24 protein-coding genes are annotated in these 17,254 nt (G+C 61.3%); 13 read left to right on the top strand and 11 right to left on the bottom strand.

From position 1 onward, the window contains the following. Positions 1–19 precede the first annotated feature (19 nt). The 3 genes from AC1DLV_RS05565 to AC1DLV_RS05555 are packed head-to-tail and all read left to right on the top strand — an operon-like array spanning position 20 to position 1,848. Entirely contained in the window at positions 20–535 is a 516-nt protein-coding gene (locus AC1DLV_RS05565) for a DUF192 domain-containing protein (protein ID WP_476798577.1), read from the top strand. Between the two features lie 36 nt (positions 536–571). Continuing rightward, the gene (locus tag AC1DLV_RS05560) at positions 572–1,342 is read left to right on the top strand and encodes an alpha/beta fold hydrolase (protein ID WP_476798892.1); all 771 of its coding nucleotides are present in this window, start codon (positions 572–574) and stop codon (positions 1,340–1,342) included. Between the two features lie 5 nt (positions 1,343–1,347). Further along, on the top strand, positions 1,348–1,848 hold the full coding sequence (locus AC1DLV_RS05555) for a GNAT family N-acetyltransferase (RefSeq protein ID WP_476798576.1): 501 nt from the start codon (positions 1,348–1,350) through the stop codon (positions 1,846–1,848). 8 nt (positions 1,849–1,856) lie between these two features. Here the strand turns inward: AC1DLV_RS05555 and AC1DLV_RS05550 are convergent, their stop codons facing one another. Together AC1DLV_RS05550 and AC1DLV_RS05545 are read right to left on the bottom strand one after the other, a co-directional pair. Then, the gene (locus tag AC1DLV_RS05550) at positions 1,857–2,447 is read right to left on the bottom strand and encodes an HD domain-containing protein (protein ID WP_476798575.1); all 591 of its coding nucleotides are present in this window, start codon (positions 2,445–2,447) and stop codon (positions 1,857–1,859) included. A 1-nt stretch (position 2,448) separates the two neighbouring features. Beyond that, entirely contained in the window at positions 2,449–3,231 is a 783-nt protein-coding gene (locus tag AC1DLV_RS05545) for an enoyl-CoA hydratase-related protein (protein ID WP_476798574.1), read from the bottom strand. Positions 3,232–3,361: 130 nt separating this feature from the next. On the opposite strand from AC1DLV_RS05545, the gene cysE reads away from it, so the two are divergent. Then, positions 3,362–4,210: a serine O-acetyltransferase gene (gene cysE / locus AC1DLV_RS05540; protein ID WP_476798573.1), complete on the top strand. Its 849-nt coding sequence runs from the start codon at positions 3,362–3,364 to the stop codon at positions 4,208–4,210. Between the two features lie 239 nt (positions 4,211–4,449). Further along, complete coding sequence (locus AC1DLV_RS05535; protein ID WP_055970710.1) at positions 4,450–4,653, top strand: DUF3126 family protein; 204 nt, start codon at positions 4,450–4,452, stop codon at positions 4,651–4,653. A gap of 40 nt (positions 4,654–4,693) precedes the next feature. Here AC1DLV_RS05535 and AC1DLV_RS05530 read toward each other — a convergent pair whose 3' ends face one another. Then, on the bottom strand, positions 4,694–5,419 hold the full coding sequence (locus AC1DLV_RS05530) for a hypothetical protein (protein ID WP_476798572.1): 726 nt from the start codon (positions 5,417–5,419) through the stop codon (positions 4,694–4,696). A gap of 204 nt (positions 5,420–5,623) precedes the next feature. Between AC1DLV_RS05530 and AC1DLV_RS05525 the strand changes: the two genes are divergently transcribed. Beyond that, on the top strand, positions 5,624–6,157 hold the full coding sequence (locus AC1DLV_RS05525; RefSeq protein ID WP_476798891.1) for a gamma carbonic anhydrase family protein: 534 nt from the start codon (positions 5,624–5,626) through the stop codon (positions 6,155–6,157). Between the two features lie 113 nt (positions 6,158–6,270). On the opposite strand, the gene AC1DLV_RS05520 is transcribed toward AC1DLV_RS05525, so the two are convergent. The 3 genes from AC1DLV_RS05520 to AC1DLV_RS05510 form a co-directional block, all read right to left on the bottom strand. Beyond that, positions 6,271–6,876 (bottom strand): transglutaminase-like cysteine peptidase, encoded by a 606-nt coding sequence (locus AC1DLV_RS05520; protein ID WP_476798571.1) that lies wholly within the window; start codon positions 6,874–6,876, stop codon positions 6,271–6,273. 348 nt (positions 6,877–7,224) lie between these two features. After that, positions 7,225–7,842 carry a PilZ domain-containing protein gene (locus tag AC1DLV_RS05515; RefSeq protein ID WP_476798570.1) on the bottom strand — a complete coding sequence of 206 codons (618 nt, stop codon included), beginning with the start codon at positions 7,840–7,842 and terminating at the stop codon, positions 7,225–7,227. Between the two features lie 117 nt (positions 7,843–7,959). Then, positions 7,960–8,598 (bottom strand): PAS domain-containing protein, encoded by a 639-nt coding sequence (locus tag AC1DLV_RS05510; protein WP_476798569.1) that lies wholly within the window; start codon positions 8,596–8,598, stop codon positions 7,960–7,962. A gap of 375 nt (positions 8,599–8,973) precedes the next feature. Here AC1DLV_RS05510 and AC1DLV_RS05505 point away from each other — a divergent pair, with 375 nt between their 5' ends. Continuing rightward, positions 8,974–9,705 carry a rhomboid family intramembrane serine protease gene (locus AC1DLV_RS05505; RefSeq protein WP_476798568.1) on the top strand — a complete coding sequence of 244 codons (732 nt, stop codon included), beginning with the start codon at positions 8,974–8,976 and terminating at the stop codon, positions 9,703–9,705. A gap of 99 nt (positions 9,706–9,804) precedes the next feature. Next, the gene (locus AC1DLV_RS05500) at positions 9,805–10,236 is read left to right on the top strand and encodes a CBS domain-containing protein (RefSeq protein WP_109577325.1); all 432 of its coding nucleotides are present in this window, start codon (positions 9,805–9,807) and stop codon (positions 10,234–10,236) included. Between the two features lie 52 nt (positions 10,237–10,288). On the opposite strand, the gene AC1DLV_RS05495 is transcribed toward AC1DLV_RS05500, so the two are convergent. Continuing rightward, on the bottom strand, positions 10,289–10,546 hold the full coding sequence (locus tag AC1DLV_RS05495) for a YjhX family toxin (protein WP_476798567.1): 258 nt from the start codon (positions 10,544–10,546) through the stop codon (positions 10,289–10,291). Positions 10,547–10,887: 341 nt separating this feature from the next. On the opposite strand from AC1DLV_RS05495, the gene gatB reads away from it, so the two are divergent. Both gatB and AC1DLV_RS05485 read left to right on the top strand, forming a co-directional pair. Continuing rightward, complete coding sequence (gene gatB / locus AC1DLV_RS05490; RefSeq protein ID WP_476798566.1) at positions 10,888–12,390, top strand: Asp-tRNA(Asn)/Glu-tRNA(Gln) amidotransferase subunit GatB; 1,503 nt, start codon at positions 10,888–10,890, stop codon at positions 12,388–12,390. Between the two features lie 4 nt (positions 12,391–12,394). After that, on the top strand, positions 12,395–12,886 hold the full coding sequence (locus AC1DLV_RS05485) for an N-acetyltransferase family protein (protein WP_476798565.1): 492 nt from the start codon (positions 12,395–12,397) through the stop codon (positions 12,884–12,886). A 9-nt stretch (positions 12,887–12,895) separates the two neighbouring features. On the opposite strand, the gene panC is transcribed toward AC1DLV_RS05485, so the two are convergent. The 4 genes from panC to AC1DLV_RS05465 form a co-directional block, all read right to left on the bottom strand. Beyond that, the gene (panC, locus tag AC1DLV_RS05480; protein WP_476798564.1) at positions 12,896–13,741 is read right to left on the bottom strand and encodes a pantoate--beta-alanine ligase; all 846 of its coding nucleotides are present in this window, start codon (positions 13,739–13,741) and stop codon (positions 12,896–12,898) included. Further along, entirely contained in the window at positions 13,738–14,568 is an 831-nt protein-coding gene (gene panB, locus AC1DLV_RS05475; protein ID WP_476798563.1) for a 3-methyl-2-oxobutanoate hydroxymethyltransferase, read from the bottom strand. Before panB ends, panC begins: the two co-directional genes overlap by 4 nt. 137 nt (positions 14,569–14,705) lie before the next feature. Beyond that, on the bottom strand, positions 14,706–15,179 hold the full coding sequence (locus tag AC1DLV_RS05470) for a hypothetical protein (RefSeq protein ID WP_476798562.1): 474 nt from the start codon (positions 15,177–15,179) through the stop codon (positions 14,706–14,708). An 87-nt stretch (positions 15,180–15,266) separates the two neighbouring features. Further along, positions 15,267–15,428: a hypothetical protein gene (locus tag AC1DLV_RS05465; protein WP_476798561.1), complete on the bottom strand. Its 162-nt coding sequence runs from the start codon at positions 15,426–15,428 to the stop codon at positions 15,267–15,269. Between the two features lie 252 nt (positions 15,429–15,680). On the opposite strand from AC1DLV_RS05465, the gene AC1DLV_RS05460 reads away from it, so the two are divergent. The 3 genes from AC1DLV_RS05460 to AC1DLV_RS05450 all read left to right on the top strand — a co-directional run bounded on the left by AC1DLV_RS05460 (position 15,681) and on the right by AC1DLV_RS05450 (position 17,243). Next, positions 15,681–16,079: an NADH:ubiquinone oxidoreductase subunit NDUFA12 gene (locus tag AC1DLV_RS05460; RefSeq protein WP_476798560.1), complete on the top strand. Its 399-nt coding sequence runs from the start codon at positions 15,681–15,683 to the stop codon at positions 16,077–16,079. A gap of 312 nt (positions 16,080–16,391) precedes the next feature. Further along, entirely contained in the window at positions 16,392–16,802 is a 411-nt protein-coding gene (locus AC1DLV_RS05455; protein ID WP_476798890.1) for a DUF2155 domain-containing protein, read from the top strand. Between the two features lie 69 nt (positions 16,803–16,871). Further along, positions 16,872–17,243 carry a hypothetical protein gene (locus AC1DLV_RS05450; protein ID WP_476798559.1) on the top strand — a complete coding sequence of 124 codons (372 nt, stop codon included), beginning with the start codon at positions 16,872–16,874 and terminating at the stop codon, positions 17,241–17,243. Positions 17,244–17,254 lie beyond the last annotated feature (11 nt).

Here is a 17,254-nt window from a genome sequence, read left to right as displayed (position 1 = left end):
AGACCGCCGCGGGGATTTTATGACCTTACGCAGATTGTTGATCGCCGGAGCGCTCGGTGCCGCATTGCTTGCGGTGCCGGCTTTTGTCGTTTCGCTCGCTGGAACCGCACCGAGTATTGCGCAAGAGGCGATGGCCTTGCCGGTCGATGCCGATCCGCTGATCGCGGTGACCGCCAAGGGCGAAGTGCCGTTCCGCATCGAGATCGCCGACGAGCCGGGCGAACGCGCCATGGGGCTGATGTTCCGCAAGGATCTTGCCGACGACCAGGGCATGCTTTTCGTCTTCGAACAGACCCAGCCCGTCGGCTTCTGGATGAAGAACACGCCGCTGCCGCTCGATCTGGTTTTTGCCGGTCCCGACGGCAAGGTGCTCGACGTGCTGCCGGGCACGCCGTTTTCCGAAGCGGTCATAGCCCCGGAAGAGCCGGCGCGTTTTGTGCTCGAACTCAAGGCTGGCACGGCGGCCAAGACGGGCATCGCCAAGGGCGTCATGCTCAAGCACCGGGCAATCGCCGCAGTCGCCGGCAATCCCTGAGGCTTCGGGCCACGATCAATCGGAGCGACGATGGCTATCGATCACTTTTCCCACGAAAGTTTCGACCTGGCGTTTCTCGACCTGCCGCCGACCGGCGCGGGAAGCGGCGAGCCGGTCTTGATGATCCATGGCTTTGCCTCCAGCCACTTCGTCAACTGGGTATCGCCGGGCTGGTTCAAGACGCTGACCGAGGCGGGCTACCGCGCCATCGCCTTCGACCATCGCGGCCATGGCGGCTCGACCAAGAGTTATGACGAGGCCGACTATACGCCAAGCAAGATGGCCAGCGACGCGATTGCGCTGCTCGACCATCTCGGCATCGAACGCGCCCATGTCATGGGTTACTCGATGGGCGCCCGCGTTTCGGCATTCATGGCGCTGGAAGCGCCCGAACGGGTGGCAACACTGGTGTTCGGCGGGCTCGGCATCGGCATGGTCGACGGCGTCGGCGACTGGGACCCGATCGCTGCTGCGCTGGTGGCCGAAGACCCCGAGACGATCACGCAGCCGCGCGCGAAAATGTTCCGCGCCTTCGCCGACCAGACGCGCAGCGACCGCCGGGCGCTTGCCGCCTGCATTTCCACCTCCCGCGAGCTGGTGACCGACAATGACATCCGTCGGATCACGCAGCCAACTTTGGTCGCCGTCGGCACCAAGGACGACATCGGTGGCTCTCCCAGCGAACTCGCCCAGTTGATGCCGCATGGCGAAAGCTTCGAAATCGAGGGCCGCGATCACATGCTGGCCGTCGGCGACAAGGCGTTCAAGAAACGCGTGCTGGAGTTTTTGGCCGAACATCCGATCTGAGGGATATGGTCGATCTTCTCGTCACCTACATGGAGATGACGGAGCAGCCCGGTGGAGAGCCATTTGCGGCTCCGCTCGCCGCGACGCGGATCGAAAGGGAACATCCCAGCCTTTCCGACTATCTCGCGCTTTATCGAGCAGTTGGGGAGCCGCTGAATTGGGACCAGCGGCTGCGCATGCCTGGGAATGCGCTACAAACGTTGCTTAGCTACGAAGGCACCCATGTCCATATTCTGCGCGTCGACGGGAAAGCAGTAGGTCTTTGTGAGTTCGTCGGTGCAGGTGGGGCGGAAGTAGAACTCACCCATTTCGGGCTGATCCCGGAGTTCCAGGGCAGGAAGCTTGGGCCTTACCTGCTTGATCACGGCTTGCGGGCGATCTGGTCGCAGAGACCGCACCGCGTGTGGCTGCATACCGACACCAATGATCATCCCGGCGCACAATCGACATATCGGCGCGCCGGCTTCAGGCCTTATGCGCAACGCATGGAGAGTTTTCCCGACTGACTGGTCCGTCAGCCGCTGAGCTTTGCGAGCGAGCGCTCCATGTTCGCCCGCGCCTTAGCTTCGAAGCGCGACACAAAAATGTCGGTGTGGAAGATGCGTGGCCGCGCAAGGAAATTGCGTAGCACAGCACCGCGTCCTGCACGCCAGTCGGCATCGGCGACCCAGCCATATTCGCGCCTGACGGCGTCTTCGTAAGCGTCGAAGGTTCTTGCCGGTGCGCCAAGGATCGACAGGTCCATGTCGAGTAAAAGGGCGGCGTCGCTTTTCGCTGCAACGTCGGCGAAATCAGGGATCTCGTGCGTTGCGGTCGCTTCGATCATCTTGACGATGCGGGCGAGGCGAGGGGCGTCGATCTGCCCTTGGAGCTTGTCGGCGGCAAGCGCGGCACTCAGCGCCTCATTGTCCTTGCGGCGGCTATTGTAGATCGCGTCATGGAACCAGATCGCGGCTTCGACCGCCTCGGGATCACTCAGTTCGGAGCGATACTCCGTTGCGAGCGCCAAAAGCGCTTCGATGTGCCTGATGCCGTGGTAGTGGCGGTCGTCGGCTTGATAAAGCCTCGTCAGTTCCGTTTTCGTGCCGTCGTCTATGAAAGACATGTCATCGCCCTTTGAACACAGGTTTGCGCCGGCCGGCGAAGGCGGCGCGGCCTTCGGTATAGTCGTCGCTCAGGAAGGTGGCGTCGCCGGCCGCCTGGGCAAGCGCGGCTTCGACTGGATCGTGGCTCAAGGCTGCGCGGATCGCTGCCTTGGAGGCGCGCACCGACAGCGGCGCATTCTCGGCGATTGTTCGGGCGATTTCGTTGATGCGGGCGTCGAAACGCGGGGTTTCGACGATTTCGAGCAGGAAACCGGCTGAAAGAGCTGCCTGCGCGTCGATACGGCCGGCGGTGTAGGTGAGATATCTGGCCATCTGTTCGCCCGCGGCCCAGACGATGTCGGCCATCGCATCTTGCGGGTAGGCAAGGCCAAGGCGCGCCGCAGGCACGGCGAACTGCGCCTCCGATGAGGCAACGCGCAGGTCACAAGCAGCTGCAAGCCCAAAGCCGCCGCCGAAGCAGATGCCGCTGATAGCGGCGATGACTGGCACAGCGGCGTTGCGCAGTGCTGCGAAAGCGGCGGAATTGGTCGCCTCATAGGCGCGGGCGCTGTCGGCATCACCACGCAAGGTATCGAACTCGCCGATGTCGGCGCCGGCGGAAAAATCCTGGCCCGCGCCGCGCAGGACGATGACCCTTATGGCGGGCTCGGCCGAAAGCCGGTTCACATGGCTGGCCAGATCGACCCACATCGCCTGGGTGACGGCATTCTTGCGCGCCGGGCGATTGATGACGATGGTCGCGACGCCATCGGCCGTTGTGACCAGCAAGGGTTCAGTTTCCATGACGCCTTGAAATTCCGCGAACCAAATCCACTTGAACCAGCACTAAGGAAAATTGAGTTCATTCGTGCTAATATCTGGCTTATATGTCCCGCGCGGGATTGCACAAGCCGGCAGTGAACGGAGACCGTTGATGAACACCATATCCGCTGCGCGCCACGGCTCGTTGAAGCCGGTCGACCCGATCTGGAAGTCGGTGCGCGACGAAGCGGCAGATGCCGTGGCGGGCGATCCGCTGCTGGCGGCATTCCTCTATGCCACGATCCTCAACCAGGACACTCTGGAAGAGGCGGTGATCCATCGCCTGGCCGAGCGGCTGGCGCATCAGGATCTCGGCGCCGACCTCATTCGCCAGACCTTTTACGCGATGCTCGAAGACCGGCCGGATTGGAGCGACACGGTGCGCACCGACATCCAGGCCTATTACGACCGCGACCCGGCCTGCGACCGCTATTTGATGCCGGTGCTTTATTTCAAAGGCTTCCACGCCATCCAGACGCACCGGCTGGCGCACTGGCTGTTGAACCGTGGCCGCAAGGATTTCGCGCTCTATCTGCAGAGCCGCTCGTCATCGGTGTTCCAGACTGACATCAACCCTGCCGCGCGCATGGGCAAGGGCATCTTCATCGATCACGCCACCGGCCTCGTTGTCGGCGAAACCGCTGTCATCGAAGACGACGTTTCGATCCTGCACGGCGTCACGCTGGGCGGAACCGGTAAAGCAGGCGGCGACCGCCATCCCAAGATTCGTTACGGCGTGCTGATTGGCGCAGGCGCCAAGATCCTCGGCAATATCGAGGTCGGCCATTGCTCGAAGATCGCCGCAGGTTCCGTGGTGCTGTCGCCCGTGCCGCACAACAAGACAGTGGCTGGGGTTCCGGCGCGCGTTGTCGGCGAAACCGGTTGCGACCGTCCGTCGAGCCAGATGGACCAGTTGCTGCCGTCGCAGACGATGGATCACGTCGTCAGCTTCGATATTTGAAGCGGGCAAGCACCGGCATCCTGATGTCTGGGATGCCTGTGTGAATTGCACGGAGTAAGCCGAGCCTTGCCTTTACATGGCCATGCTTGGCGTGTCAGAAGCGCGTCTCTAAACGCGTCGGGCCGAAAATCGGGTCTGGTTTTCGGGCAAAGTTCGATGCGCAGTCATTGCAATGTGGAGCGTCCCAAGCGCGTCGGAACGGACGCATGACGCTCCTAGCCACAAGCCGGAGAAAACAGTTGAAGCCGGAAGAAATCAGAAAACTCGACGCCTATTTCAAGCGCCAGTTCCAGAACCCCACGCTTCAGGTCAAGGCGCGTCCTCGCAAGGACGACTCGGCCGAGGTCTATATCGGCGACGAATTCCTCGGCATCGTTTTCAAGGACGAGGATGACGGCGACTACAATTTCTCGATGGCGATTCTCGACATCGATCTGGCCTGATTTTGATCAAGCCTGACGCCGCGCGGCTCGTCGCGTGGCGTCATTTGACGTGCAGCAAGGCATTCGTCTTGGCGATAACCGCCCGATCCAGCGCACGCCACGCTCCCAGAAGCTCCCTAGGAAATCTGTAGGTCAGGCTCAGATCCTTACCGACGAAGACGTCGCGCTCGCACGGCGCGAGTGATTGTTCGGCCTCTTCACCATTGAGGCAGCGGGCAACAAAAGCCGGCTCGCCCGCGCGTGCCGCAACTGCCAGAACCTCGTTGAGATAGCCGGAATTTTCCCTGAAGCCGTAGAGCGTCATGCCTTCAGGCCCAGGAACGCCGGGCTTGACTGTCAGCGCATTGTAGATGGGTGCGAGGCGACCGCTCATGTCGCGTGTCATCATGCGCGGCTCGAGGCCCAGGAAGATGATGCGTTTGTTGCCGTCGGTATTGTTGAAGGCCGCACGCGCCGCCTCGCTGTAACCATCCATCTCAGGCCAGCGCAGATAAAGGTCGAGCCGGCTCGCGACGCCGTTGTGTCGGGCCTTTTCGAAACGGATCATGTTGGAGGGGACCGCGATGACGTCGTTGCCGATGACGACCTCGTGCGGTGTGGTGTCGTCGGTATAGCCGGCGAGCGCGATGGTGTGCCCGAACCAGCGGCCGCCGAGGCTGATCGCCACCGAGAGAATGGCAAGCACGGCGAAACCGTAGAAGACCTTCATCATCAGCGCCGAATTGACAACGTCAAAGCCGGAGCTGTCAGTCGCCTCTTGCTTCATCTGTTTTCTCCAGGGTCGCCGGCGGCTCGTATGGTCGAGCATCGGATTTCCGCAATCGCCGCGCGTCGCGCAGCAGTGCTCCAGGGAACCGATATGGGCCGACATTGCGCGCGCATGGTTAATGCTGCGTTAAAGGCTCGTCGCGCTTGCCTTGCTGGCGACCGCTCCATAGTTTGCGCGCGACGTGCACAGGAAGGAAAGATGATGCCGCTTTACGCTCTCGATGGGGTTGAACCGCAGTTCGAGGACCGCGACAGCAACTGGATCGCACCAGACGCTGCCATTGTCGGCGACGTGAGGGTCGGACGCGATGTCGGCATCTGGTTTGGGGCTGCGATTCGCGGTGACCGCGAGCCGATCACCATCGGTGCGCGCTCCAATGTCCAGGAGCACACGGTGATGCACACCGATCCGGGCTTTCCGCTGACCATCGGCGAGGGATGCACCATCGGCCACCGCGCCATCCTGCATGGCTGCACGGTTGGCGACAATTCGCTGATCGGCATGGGGGCGATCGTGCTCAATGGCGCCAAGATCGGTAGGAACTGCCTTGTCGGTGCCGGCGCTCTGGTGACCGAAGGCAAGGAATTCCCGGACAATTCGCTGATCGTCGGCTCGCCCGCGAAGGCCATCCGCACCCTTGACGACGCCGCAGCCGAGCGGCTGCGCAAATCGGCTGATCATTATGTCGCCAACCAGCGCAGGTTTCGCGCCGGATTGGTGAAGGTCGCCGATTAAGAACAAGGCATCCGCCCAAAAAGGCGGAGCCGGCCCGGGGAATTGGGCCGGCTCCTAGACCCGGTCGTTGGGGACGGGGAGGGTGGGACGCGACCGGGTTTTTCCGCTGAAGCTTAGCGGACCGACGCGACTGCGTCGGCGCGGCCGTCATTGATGCCAATCCAGACGCCTGAATTCTGCTCCGACTGGCGCTTCAGATAGGTGTATTCCGTCTCGTTCCACGCCAGGACCCGTGTGTCGAGATTGTCCAGAATGTATTCGCCGAGGCTGGTGCGCACGGTCAGCACCGCGTGGCCTTCGCCATTGGGCTGGCGAACCACCGTCATCAGCAGGCTGCCGGCCGGCACGCCGAGCTGCATCAGCTTGCGCCGCTTTTCCATGGCATAGTCTTCGCAGTCGCCAACGCCATTGTCGGGATAGGACCAGTATTCTTCCTGTCCCCAGGCTTCCATGTCGGTGCGCGGCGCAACAGCGGTGTTGACCTCGTTGTTGATGGCGATCATTGCCTTCCACAGCGTGCGGGTCAGTTCGACCGGAGCTTTGCTGGCGGTCTTTTCATTGCATTCGATCGGCGAACGCTTGCACAGCTCGTAATGGCCGATAGGCTGCGTCGTGCGGCCATTGGTCTTCATGACGGTCGGGGCAGCAAGGGCACTGCCCAAGGCGCCAGCCTGAAGTGCCGCAGCCAGAACCAACAGCCATCCCCGACGCTTGATCATTTTGTAGTCTCCTTGTTGAGGGAGACAATGACAGGCGCGGATTTATTTCACGCAAAGCAACGCAGTAGATGTTGAGTAAAAACAAGGGAGAAATCTCGTAAACAAAGAAGAGAATAAGAATAAAATTTGCAGAAAATTTGATTACAATTTTATCGATTGGGGCGATGCCGGGCTATGATTGGCCGCTGCGCGCAAGCTGTGCCGAAATGGCATTGCGGTGGGAGGCCGAAATGCATGTTCGCCTACCGGTGTGGAATGGAGCGACAGCTGAAAAGCAAGAAGGCCGGCGTCCGTGAGGAAGCCAGCCTTCTTGCTTGGTATCTAGAGATGTGGGCGGTAGCCCGGCAGTCAGGTGCGCGGGCGATTGAACTCGGTGTCGAGCGAGTCGGGCCGCTGGATGACGGCGAATTCGACGGCCACGCCGTCTTCGAAGTGACGCACGACCTGGCCACGCATGGTGCCGAGCGTGACCTGCACGCCGATCGCCGGCTTGACCTCGATTTCGATGGCGGCGCCCGAAAGCGACAGGTCGATGATCCGGCAGGGATACTGCCGGCCGTCGATGAGCTGCAAGACGTTGATCGGGTTGCGCGGCGCGACACGCTCGTGGCGGCGGTCTTCGGGCAGGTCGAGTTCGTGCTTGTTGGCAAGCCAGGTGAGCTGGGCGGCCAGCTTGTCCTTCTTGCGCTCCGAAGCGATGACCGTCATGGCAAAGCCATCCGGCAAGGTGCGGGTGATGACGCCTTCGATGCGTCCGATGTGATCGATATAGGCGATCACCTTTTCGCCCGCAGCACCTGAGCGATCGGTGCGGAAAGCAACATTGCCAGGCGACATGTCGACCACCTGGCCGGCATGCTCGGTGCGATCCTCAAGCATGAAGCGTCCATAAATCTTCACGCGGACGCGCTGGAAGTTGCGCCGTTCCGCCCGTGACGGCGCGTAGTCAATCGCCGCTGGCCTCATGCTACCCTCATATCTGTCAACTCCCATCGAACCGCATCGGGGAGCTATTGCGGAAAAATACCGCCAGAGAGGTTAATAAAACGCGTAAGGGCTGCCCTTGCGGGAGGTGTGCGGGCGCTATTCTTCGCGCCCACCTTCAAGGACGAAGAGGTGGCGAATGCGGCGTGCGCCATCGAGCGGGTTCGGGCCACCCTCCACGGCTGAATCGCTTGGTGCAAGCGAAGGCACCGTGACGGCTGGGCGGTTCCTGAGGAACATCGGCTCAAGGTCTGGGTCGACGACACGCACGCTGTCGATCGTGGCGTCAGTGAGCGGGTCGGAGCCGAGCCAGAACGGCCGGTCGACACTCGACAGCACGCCCAGGCTGCGCGGGTTTTCGACGCCGCCATCGAGCGGTAGGAGCAGCATTTCGAAGGTCGTTGCCCGCAGGCTCGCGGTGAAGCCCTCGAAATTGATGACGACCACCGACTTCTGCTGGAACACGCCATAGGCGAGGCGGGCCATCAGCCGCTGGTCCTTCTGGCGCCACAGCGAGGGAAACGAAAACCCCTTGAGCTCGCGGCCGAAGGTAGCGCACAGCCGCGTGCCGGCGAGTCGGAAGACCGCTTCGCCACGGGTGTCGCGCTCGAGTATGAAAGTGTCAGCAAGCAGCGCCTTGATATCGGCCGGCTCGACTTCCGTGCGTTTGGGCGCGGGTCGGCCGTCGCGAAGGCGGTTCCAGTATTGGAACAGTGCCAGCGATCCTTTCTGTTTCATATTGCTCCGCTCCGAGCGCTTCTGTGCCTGATGTCCCATCGTTGGACAGAATCGCTTCAATCTTGAGGACTACATGAGGTGCGGAGCAGGACGCGTGCCAGTCTCAGTAACAGTTGTTAACGGGTCGGGGACGTTAAGGTTAACAAAGGGTTTACGTTGCCGCCGGAAAAGATCCGTGGCACGTTCAAGTCACTCCAGAAGTGGCCGCTCAGGCGGCCGGCAGCACTTCAGTCAGAGTTTTTTGGGGAACGGGCAGGGGGGCTCGACCCGCCGTCCAGGGGAAACCCTGGACGGCTTTCTTTTTTGCGCTTTCAGCCGTGCTGTTCTAGATGGGGTCCGGGCGTCATCTGCCCGCGACAACTGGATCAGAGGCGCATGAGCGAACCAGCAAGCCCGAGCGACAATGCTGAAATCGTCGAGAACGAACCGCAGCGGCGCGAGCCGATGTTCAACCTGCCGCCCATTGTCGTTGCGATCATCGGCCCATGCGTCGTCATCCATTTGATGCGCGAATACGTTCTCAGCCCCGACCAGGATTTTGCGCTGCTCCTTCGCGCCGCCTTCATCCCGATTCGCTATTCCGGGCAATACGATCTCGACATCTGGGCCTTCACAAGCCCGCTGACCTACGCCTTCCTGCATGGCGGCTTTGCGCATCTGGCCATCAACATGGTGTGGCTCGCAGCGTTCGGGTCGCCGTTGGCCAACCGGCTTGGCGTCTTGCGCTTTTCGCTGTTCTTCGCCGTCACGTCGCTTGCGGCGGTTGCGCTGCATTATGTGTTGCATTCAATGGACCAGGCACCGCTGGTCGGCGCTTCGGGCGCGATTTCGGGCATGATGGGGGCTGCCGCGCGCTTCAGCTTCCAGATCGACCGCTCGCATGGCAAGCCGGCCTTCGCTGGCGCGCCGCTACCGATCCGCGACGTCTTCCGCTCGCGCACGGCGATGACTTTCCTTGGGGTGTGGATGATCATCAATTTGGTAACCGGGGTGGTCGGGTTTACCCCCGGCGTCGACAACCAGATCGCCTGGGAAGCCCATATCGGCGGTTTCCTGGCGGGCTTTTTGGGCATCAGGTTCTTCGACCGCAAGAACGAGTACGCCTGAGCGCGTTTTACTTGAAAAGCGGCCTAATGCGGCGCACGATGCATTTGGCCCACGGGCCACACGGAGTAATTGACTGACCGATAGCAGCAGGAGAACCCGATGACAGTGAAGGCAATTCTTGAGAAGAAGGGCCACGACGTTTTTACCATTGGGCCCAATGTGCAGCTGTCGGAAGCGGTTCGCATTCTCGCCGAACACCGCATTGGTGCGCTCGTCGTCACCAATGGCGACCGCAAGATCGTCGGTATCCTGTCCGAGCGCGACGTGGTTCGCATCATCGGCAAGGACGGCGGTGCTGCGCTGGAAAAGACTGTGCGTGAGGTGATGACCCCCAAGGTCAAGATCTGCAACGAAAACCACACGGTCAACCAGGTCATGGAGATCATGACCAACGGCCGCTTCCGCCACCTGCCCGTCGAGCGCGACGGCTATCTCTACGGCATCGTGTCCATCGGCGACGTCGTCAAGCGCCGCATCGAGGATGTCGAGCGCGAGGCCGAGGAGATCAAGGCCTATATCGCCACGGCTTGAGGTTGTTGGTTAAGGCGCCGGACCCGCGAAGGCGGATCCGGCATGATTTGCATCATCTGTTATCGAGTTCGGGACGGACAAGTTTCAGTCCTACCCTGGTGATGCGGTAGGGGCCGCCTTGCGACGAGGCGACTGCCTTCCTTCGCCGTAGCTTCCTGAAAAGTTCGAGATCGCAATCCGTATATTGCCAGCCCTCGCGGGTGAGGCAGATCACGGCTTCGATCTTGTTGTTGTCGTCTTTTTCGATTTCGATCCGCCCGCCCTGGGCGAGCAGGTGCAGGATGCGCTGCTCTATGCGCGATATGTTCATTGGTTGATGAGTCCTGGAAAACCAGGCCGAACAGCCTACCGACTGAACAGCCAAAACAAAAAGCCGCAGCCACGATTGCTCGCAGCACGGTGGTTCCTGGTTTTCACGCCCCGCCTTCAGGAGAAGGTCGGGGCTTTAGCGGGACTCAAACGAATTGAACATCCAAACTCCATCGGGATGGGACCGATATAGGATAGTCTGTTCGAAAGTGCCAGAGATCGCGGCTTGAGCGCGCATTTCCAACGCGACGGTTGCAACAAGGCAACGATTGATCTAGCGAAACGGTACGATTTGTCGTTCGCCAGAAGGCGACAAACAGACACGGACGTATTCGGATTACCATGACCCTCATCGACACCCGCACGCCCGACGCTAAGCGCTTCATTCCCGGTGCCACCGGCGACTGGGAAGTCATCATCGGCCTGGAGGTCCATGCCCAGGTGACGTCGGAAGCCAAGCTGTTTTCGGGCGCTTCGACCGCCTTCGGCGCCGAGCCCAACGCCAATGTCAGCCTCGTCGACGCAGCGATGCCCGGCATGCTGCCCGTCATCAACGAGGAATGCGTCAAGCAGGCGATCCGCACCGGCCTCGGCCTCAAGGCGCAGATCAACCACAAGTCCGTCTTCGACCGGAAGAACTATTTCTATCCGGATCTACCGCAGGGCTACCAGATCTCGCAGTTCAAGCAGCCGATCGTCGGCGAGGGCAAAATCACCATTTCGGTCGGCCCCGACCGCAAGGGCGAGTTCGAGGACATCGAAGTCGGTATCGAGCGCCTGCATCTTGAGCAGGACGCCGGCAAATCGATCCACGATCAGCATCCGACAATGTCTTATGTCGACCTCAACCGCTCGGGCGTGGCGCTGATGGAGATCGTCTCCAAGCCCGACATGCGCTCGTCGGACGAGGCCAAGGCCTATGTCACCAAGCTGCGCACCATCGTGCGCTATCTCGGTACCTGCGACGGCAACATGGACGAGGGCTCTATGCGCGCCGACGTCAATGTGTCCGTGCGTCGTCCCGGCGGCGAGTTCGGCACGCGCTGCGAGATCAAGAACGTCAACTCGATCCGCTTCGTTGGCCAGGCCATCGAATATGAGGCGCGGCGCCAGATCGCCATCATCGAAGATGGTGGCACGATCGACCAGGAGACCCGCCTGTTCGACCCCAACAAGGGCGAGACGCGCGCGATGCGCTCGAAGGAAGAAGCGCACGACTACCGCTATTTCCCCGATCCGGACCTTCTGCCGCTCGAATTCGACCAGGCCTATGTCGACGCGCTCGCCAAGGATCTGCCGGAACTGCCTGATGACAAGAAGGCACGGCTGGTCAACAGCCTCGGCCTGTCCGTCTATGACGCCTCGATCTTGGTCTCGGAAAAGGCGATTGCCGACTATTTCGAGAAGGTGGCCGCCGGTCGCGACGGCAAGCTTGCCGCCAACTGGGTCATCAACGACCTGCTCGGCGCCTTGAACAAGGCCGGCAAGGACATTGAAAACGCTCCTGTAACGCCCGATCAGCTGGGGGCCGTGATCGACCTGATCAAGGAAGGCACGATTTCCGGCAAGATCGCCAAGGACCTGTTCGAGATCGTCTGGAACGAGGGTGGCGACCCGCGTGAGCTGGTCGAAAGCCGTGGCATGAAGCAGGTGACCGACACCGGTGCCATCGAAAAGGCGGTCGATGACGTCATCGCCGCCAACCCCGACAAGGCCGAACAGGCCCGCGCCAAGCCGACAATGGCCGGCTGGTTCGTCGGCCAGGTGATGAAGATGACGGGTGGCAAGGCCAATCCGCAGGCCGTCAACGACCTGGTCAAGGCCAAGCTCGGCATCGAGGAATAAGGCGGTGTTTGTCCGCACGGCGAGCGAACGCGACCTTGAGAAGATCAAGGCGCTGCTCGCCGACACGTGGCACGTGACCTACGATGCGATCTACGGCATCGACCGGGTCAATGAAATCACCACCGAATGGCATTCGCTGGCCGCGCTCAAGGCGCGGCTGACGAGACCTCATTCCGAATTCCTCGTCGCCGATGACGGCAAGAAGATTGCCGGCATGGCTTTTGCCGCTGCGACCAGCGGTTCAAAGGTCGTGGTGCTCTACCAGCTGTATGTACATCCCGAACATCAGCGCGCCGGCATCGGCCGCATGTTGCTCGACGAGGTCGAGCAGAGCTTTCCTGAAGCGCATTCGATTCGCCTCGAAGTCGAAGAGGCGAACACCCAGGCGTTGGGCTTCTATCTCGCCAACGGTTTTGTGAAATCAGGGGCCGATCCAGAGCCTGAGACCGCAGAAACGGGGATATCGTCGCTGGTTTTGGAAAAAAACCTGAGCTGAAGTGGCCGCCTAGCTGGCAGCGATCTCCACATTATCGATCAGGCGCGTCTTGCCGAGGTGCGCTGCAACCAGCACGCGGCCAACTTTGTTCTTCTGCCAAGGCGCGAGTGTGAGGCTGTCGCGCGCTTCGACATAATCGACAGTGTCGAAACCGGCATTGAGGATTTCTGCCCGCGCAGCCGTCATCGTGGCCTGCTCGTCCGCGCCGGACTGAAGGGCAGACGCCGCTTTACGCAGTACCTTGTTGAGCTGTTGCGCGACCGCGAGTTCGGCGGGGCTGAGATAGGCGTTGCGCGACGACATGGCGAGGCCTTCGGCATCGCGGATCGTCGGCGAGCCCAGAACTTCGACCGGCAGGTCGAGATCGCGGCACAGTTTCTTGACCACGCAGAGCTGCTGGTAGTCCTTCTCGCCAAAGACGGCCAGATCGGGTGTTGCCTGGATGAACAGCTTGGCAACGACGGTGGCGACACCGTCGAAGAAAGCAGGTCGGAAGGCGGTCTCGAGGCCTGCGGATGGGCCGCCCACCGCAATCGCGGTGGCAAAGCCCTGTGGATAGACCTCGTCGACACCGGGCGTGAAGGCGAGATGGACGCCGGCCTCCGTCAGGCGCGCGAGATCCTGCGCCAGCTGGCGAGGATATTTGTCGAGGTCTTCGGTCGGCGCGAACTGGCGCGGATTGACGAAGATCGAAACGACACAGCGGTCAGCACGCTCAAGGGCGGCACGCATCAGCGAGATATGGCCGTCATGCAAGGCACCCATGGTCGGCACCAGCGCCACTTTGAGGCCTTCGGCGCGCCATGCCTGCACTTGCGCGCGCAGGGCGGCGATGGTTTCGACGACAACGGTCATGCCTTGTCCTTGCTCAGGGAAAACAGGTGCTCGGGGCCGGGGAAAGCGCGGCTGCGGACGTCCTTGGCATAGGCGGCCGCTGCTTCAGACACCGTGTCGCGCAGACGTGCGTATTCCTTCACGAATTTCGGTACACGCTCGACGGTCAGCCCGATGGCGTCGTCGATGACCAGAATCTGCCCGTCACATTGAGCGCTGGCGCCGATGCCGACGGTCGGGATCGAGATACGCCCGGTGATCTCAGCGGCAACCGGCTCGACCGTGCCTTCGATGACAACCGAGAACGCACCAGCAGCTTCGACAGCCTTGGCGTCCGCATAAAGCGCTTCGGCATTGGCTTCGGAGCGCCCCTTGATCTTGTAGCCGCCTTCCTTTTCGACCGACTGCGGCAAAAGCCCGATATGGCCCATGACGGGGATGCCTGATGCAACGATCGCGGCGATCTGGGCCGCGATGGCCACCCCGCCTTCAAGCTTGACCGCATCGCAGCCGGTTTCACGCATGATGCGCATGGCACAAGCGACGGCGTTTTCGACCGTATCCTCGTAGCTGCCGGCGGGCATGTCGACGACGACGCAGGCGCGGGCAGAGCCGCGCATCACCGCCTGGCCATGCGCGATCATCATGTCCATCGTTGCGCCGAGCGTCGTCGCATGGCCATGCAACACCATCGCGACGCTGTCGCCGACAAGTAGAAGGTCGACATGTGGATCGAGCAGGCGGGCAATGGGGTAGGTGTAGGCAGTGAGGCAGACGATGGGCTCGCCGCCCTTGCGGGCCAACAGCTCGGCGGGCGTGATGCGGCCGGCAGGCGCGTCAGAAGCCATGTCGTTTCCTCCCATGCCCGGTTCAGCCCAGCAAGCCAGTCCGAGAGCCCGAATTGGGCCAGAATCCATTACGGACCGGCTAAAGATTTTGCAAGTGCGAGATGAAGACGTGAGCAGTTGCGAGATGGCATCGTCCATCAGGACGAGCGGCGCGCTGTTTCCTCTTGTGCGAGCCTACGGATGTAGACAGCGAATTCGGGGTCTTCGCCCGGCAGCAACTGGGGCAGGGCATCGCGAAAATCCGCGCGCCGGCACCATTCGCGCATGAAATCCTCCCACGACGCCCAACGGCGCTTTCTCCGCTCGGGCATGTCTGCTTCGTAGATGACGAGGTAGGCGCGCTCGAACAGCGAGATGAGGATAGCGAACATGGCGAGCAGCCGGTCCTTCTGCTCGGCGGTCAGACCTTCCGTGGCCGTATGCGATTGCAAATAGAGGTCAGAATGGTCGAGCGTCAGCGTCAAGAAGTTGGTGTAGCCGTCTGACAGCATCTGGTAGATCTCTTCCTCCTCGTTGACGCGCGCCTTGCGCTGCTCGTAGACGAAGATGAAGATCGCGAGCGGCAGGCCGAAGATCGTGACCAGCATGCTCAGCATTTCGAGGATCTGCATGAAGGGCATCGGCTATGCGGCCATGGTTCGCGCGGGTCCTGGTTGCGAGCCTGAACCAAGCTCGCAATGTTAACCTATACGTCCGGCCTAGAGCTGGTTGCGTCGAGCAATCTTGAGCGCCAGCAGAACCAAGCCGACCGCAAGCACCACGATTCCCACGAAGATCAACCAGTTCGATCCGGACCTGTAGCCTTGCGCGGCTACAAGAAAACCAATGATAATAGCGATCAGACCGGTGAGCTTGTTCATCAAAGGGTGAACTCTTTCCCCGCTTACGGCCATTTCGAACCTCCGCGCCAAAGATGGATCCACCGCCTGGCCCACAGATTATAGTGCTGGGCAGTGCGCGTCGAGTTCCCCCGAGCTTGCCCACCCCATGCAAGCTGTCATTGGTTGCCTGCCAATCGTCGCAGACCCCAAGATTGGGCGTCTAAAGCCTTGCCTTCGCGACGGCCTGACGCCATAAGCAGGAGACTTTTACGCGCCTGCCGCGAGGATCCGATGAAGAAATTCCTTGTCCAGTTTTTCACCTGGTGGAACGGCCAGACGCTTGGCACGCGTTTCCACACCTGGCGCAAAGGCACCAAGGTGGGCCAGGACGAGTTCGGCAACGTCTATTACGAAGGCGGCCAGGACTCCGAGGGTCGCACGCGTCGCTGGGTGATCTACAACGGCGTGTCCGAAGCTTCGATGATTCCCCCCGGTTGGCACGGCTGGATGCACCATCGCGTCGATGTGGCGCCCCCAAGCGACAACTACATTCCGCGCGACTGGCAGAAGTCGCATCAGCCTAACTTGACCGGAACCGGCGGCGCCTACCGTCCGAAGGGCTCGGTGCTGGGCAATACGCACCGCCCACAGGTGACGGGCGACTACGACGCCTGGACGCCCGGCGCATAAGACAGCACATCGGCGCGGACATTTGTCGCCACAATTGGCGGCTAACTCCTTGCCCATTGGCGCCAGGCGATTAGCCTTGGCGCGTGGGAATCAGCGAGTGCAAAACACTCCGGGCGCAACGGCGGTAACGACTCAATGACATTTCTTGGCCGGGTTCCGTCGAACGGACGATCGAAGGCGAAAGCTCTGCTTGCCACGGTTGCGCTGTGCGCAGGGCTTGGCCAAGCGATGGCCCAGGACAGCATCCAGCGGCTGCCGCTTGATCAACAGGTCGAGCAGGGCGACGATCTGCCAGCGATCGATGTTCAGCCGATACCTGGCGAGACCCAGCCGGCCCCAAGCGAAGCACAGCCAGCGCCGCAGGCAGCACCCAAACCCCAGCGCATCAAGAATCCGATCGCCGAGTTCGCCGGCATCGACAAGATCACTGGCCGCATCATCACCTTCGACGTCTATGTCGACGAAACGGTACAGTTCGGCGCGCTGCAGGTGACGCCGCGCGTGTGTTATTCAAGGCCGGAAAACGAGGAGCCCAAGACGGATTCCTTCGTTGAGGTCGACGAGATCACGCTCGACCGCAAGATCAGGCGCATCTTCACCGGCTGGATGTTTGCCGAAAGCCCGGGCCTCAACGCCGTCGAGCACGCCGTCTATGACGTGTGGCTGAAGGCGTGCAAGCAGAAGTCGGACGTTCCGGCACCGGAAGCTGCCAAGACCAACTGATCTTCTTTCGGAACTGCATCGGGTCCTCGGCGTTTGTCCTTGTCAACAACGCCAACGGAGGATCGTGCCGTGACCGTCAATCGCGACGAACTGCTCGAACTCGAACGGGCATTCTGGACCGGTAATCAGGATTTCTTTGCCGAACACGCCGACAAGGAGTGCCTCGTCGCCTTTCCCGATATGGCCGGTGTGATGAGCAATGCCGAAATTGCCGCGACCGCCAGCAAGCCTAGCCGCTGGCGGAACCTGGAGATGAAGCTGCAAGGCATCGTCCAGCCCGGCAACGATATCGCCATGCTGACCTATGAGGCCAAGGCAATCCGCGAAAACGGCGAACCGTATTCAGCGCTCGTCAGTTCAGGTTACGTGCACCGGCTTCAGGGTTGGAAGATGATGTTTCATGCGCATGCACCGACCAAGCCGGAAACCGCCAAGAGCTGACGCAGCCTGGA

The organism is Aminobacter sp. 01T433 (genome assembly GCF_056398585.1).
Note: the sequence above shows the minus strand (reverse complement) of the source record. Positions and strands in the feature narration are given on the sequence as shown.

Coding starts and splice junctions, on each gene's coding strand:
- AC1DLV_RS05565 (WP_476798577.1), top strand. CDS start 20: ATGACCTTACGCAGATTGTTGATCGCCGGAGCGCTCGGTGCCGCATTG.
- AC1DLV_RS05555 (WP_476798576.1), top strand. CDS start 1,348: ATGGTCGATCTTCTCGTCACCTACATGGAGATGACGGAGCAGCCCGGT.
- AC1DLV_RS05550 (WP_476798575.1), bottom strand. CDS start 2,447: ATGTCTTTCATAGACGACGGCACGAAAACGGAACTGACGAGGCTTTAT.
- AC1DLV_RS05545 (WP_476798574.1), bottom strand. CDS start 3,231: ATGGAAACTGAACCCTTGCTGGTCACAACGGCCGATGGCGTCGCGACC.
- cysE (WP_476798573.1), top strand. CDS start 3,362: ATGAACACCATATCCGCTGCGCGCCACGGCTCGTTGAAGCCGGTCGAC.
- AC1DLV_RS05530 (WP_476798572.1), bottom strand. CDS start 5,419: ATGAAGCAAGAGGCGACTGACAGCTCCGGCTTTGACGTTGTCAATTCG.
- AC1DLV_RS05525 (WP_476798891.1), top strand. CDS start 5,624: ATGCCGCTTTACGCTCTCGATGGGGTTGAACCGCAGTTCGAGGACCGC.
- AC1DLV_RS05520 (WP_476798571.1), bottom strand. CDS start 6,876: ATGATCAAGCGTCGGGGATGGCTGTTGGTTCTGGCTGCGGCACTTCAG.
- AC1DLV_RS05515 (WP_476798570.1), bottom strand. CDS start 7,842: ATGAGGCCAGCGGCGATTGACTACGCGCCGTCACGGGCGGAACGGCGC.
- AC1DLV_RS05510 (WP_476798569.1), bottom strand. CDS start 8,598: ATGAAACAGAAAGGATCGCTGGCACTGTTCCAATACTGGAACCGCCTT.
- AC1DLV_RS05505 (WP_476798568.1), top strand. CDS start 8,974: ATGAGCGAACCAGCAAGCCCGAGCGACAATGCTGAAATCGTCGAGAAC.
- AC1DLV_RS05500 (WP_109577325.1), top strand. CDS start 9,805: ATGACAGTGAAGGCAATTCTTGAGAAGAAGGGCCACGACGTTTTTACC.
- AC1DLV_RS05495 (WP_476798567.1), bottom strand. CDS start 10,546: ATGAACATATCGCGCATAGAGCAGCGCATCCTGCACCTGCTCGCCCAG.
- gatB (WP_476798566.1), top strand. CDS start 10,888: ATGACCCTCATCGACACCCGCACGCCCGACGCTAAGCGCTTCATTCCC.
- panC (WP_476798564.1), bottom strand. CDS start 13,741: ATGACCGTTGTCGTCGAAACCATCGCCGCCCTGCGCGCGCAAGTGCAG.
- panB (WP_476798563.1), bottom strand. CDS start 14,568: ATGGCTTCTGACGCGCCTGCCGGCCGCATCACGCCCGCCGAGCTGTTG.
- AC1DLV_RS05470 (WP_476798562.1), bottom strand. CDS start 15,179: ATGCAGATCCTCGAAATGCTGAGCATGCTGGTCACGATCTTCGGCCTG.
- AC1DLV_RS05465 (WP_476798561.1), bottom strand. CDS start 15,428: ATGAACAAGCTCACCGGTCTGATCGCTATTATCATTGGTTTTCTTGTA.
- AC1DLV_RS05460 (WP_476798560.1), top strand. CDS start 15,681: ATGAAGAAATTCCTTGTCCAGTTTTTCACCTGGTGGAACGGCCAGACG.